General features: G+C 40.3%; 2 pseudogenes. Both read right to left on the reverse strand.

Features of this window, described 5'->3' with window-relative positions:
• Positions 1-618, reverse strand: a pseudogene (locus tag HSISS2_RS03010) (HAD hydrolase-like protein); the annotation flags it as partial.
• A gap of 72 nt (positions 619-690) precedes the next feature.
• A pseudogene (locus tag HSISS2_RS03015) lies at positions 691-1,813 on the reverse strand (restriction endonuclease subunit R); the annotation flags it as partial.

Below are 1,813 nucleotides of genomic sequence, written 5' to 3' on the forward strand. Positions count from 1 at the left end.
CCTGATTTCTTGGGTATTATGAGCAACTAAATCAGGATTTTCTGCCAAGAGGGTTTCGTTGGTTCCGAATCCCAGGTCACAGCCAATGTCTTAATGCCAACTGTTTTTCCACCAATCAAGTCAAACTTGGTATCACCAACAATGACAGAACTGTCCTTAGGCGCCTGATTTTCAGTAATAGCCCGTTGTAAGACATCAGCCTTGTGTAAAGCAGCAGGCGTAGACCCATAAATGCCATCAAAATAGGCTGTGAGAACCAGGTGTTGGCACATCTTTTGGGCAACAGGCTCATTTTTTGAAGTAGTGATGTAAATTCTCTTATTAGGATTCTGCTTCAGTTCCTGAAGAACCTCCTTAATGCCATCGTAGAGATGGGCTTCAAATTGACCTTTCGTCTCATAATACTCCCGATAAATTTTGACGGCTTGGGCAGCATCTTCTTCACTAATTTCTTCTTTGAATGTCACTTCTAGAGGTGGTCCCATAAAGGTGCGAATTTTTTGATTACTAGGGACAGGGAGGCCTAGTCTTTCAAAGGTTTGAACAAAACCATTGTGGATGCCCTCAGAACTATCAATAAGGGTACCATCAAGGTCGAAAAATGTGAGTAATTGTCATAGGATTCTCCAATATAGTATCTTTGTGTTTATTGTATAACGGTAAGACAGTAATAGTCGTTTTGCTTATGTGTCATTCTAATGTTGACATGACTTTTTTGCGTGTAATAGTGCGTTCTTGCTTGTTGCCAAGTGCCTTGATACGGGCCTCAAGTAAAATATGGCGTCCTTGAGGATTTCGTGTATAAATCAGCTCATATTTGCCAAGGGTCTTTTGCACGTGTTCGAGAAAATCGGTCGCTTCAGTTTTACGTTTTTCAAACATGCTAGGTACAGCAAAATATTCGGTCTGGTCTATAACTTTGTGGCTAGCTTTTAAGATATAACGTTGATTTTCAATCGGGGCGAAAAATTCAGTTACAGCTTGAGCAAAGATTTCTTTCTCCTTCATCGAAGCACCCTTGAGATAAATGGCATTATATAAGGCCTGCTTACTATCTCTCACTACTCTAGGGTCAGATTCTTTAGTTTCAATCTGACCTGCATCTAGCAGGGCTTGATAAATAGCTTTTCCAAATATTTCCAAACGTTTATAGGGACTTTTATAGATGGCATATCTTCCCCAAACGATAGCTAGTGCAATAGTGGAGAGCAAAAGAATCGTAAGATTAAAATTTGACAGTGTCCCACTAATCAGATATTTGCTAGCGTCAAAGATGTAATAGGTAACAACGAACGCCTGAAAGAGTAGGATAGCTTTCTTCCAATCGTTAAGGTACGCCATTGGTAGAAAGTGTTTGTCAACGGCAACCTCATTAGTCACCTCAATGTCCTCATAAAGGGGCAGGGCTTGTTGCCAACGGTCTTTTAGTTCCTGTCGATTCTGAGATTGCCGTACGGTGTTTTGATTGAGTTTCTCCAAGCTTTTTCGGTTGAATTTGAGATTATTAAACTCCAGTCGCTCTATGCCAGACTCAATCGTCTGCTCATGATAATGAAGGCCTAGAAATTGCTTCATGCGACGATTTAACAAGTCTAAGTCGGGACTTAGCTCATATAATTGAAGCTCGTTAATCTCAGCGTATTTTTCCTCAATATTTTGAGTTTCATACCAGTGTCTTGATGAAAAATTAATGGAAATCAAATGCCAGATATTACTGGTTTTTTCAGGATTGTCAGGCCAGATTCGGATGGCACGTCCACGCATCTGATTGCTTAGCATGAAACTACCAACAAAACTAGCTAGAATGAAGTAG

The organism is Streptococcus sp. HSISS2 (assembly GCF_000448665.1).
Lineage (GTDB): Bacteria > Bacillota > Bacilli > Lactobacillales > Streptococcaceae > Streptococcus > Streptococcus raffinosi.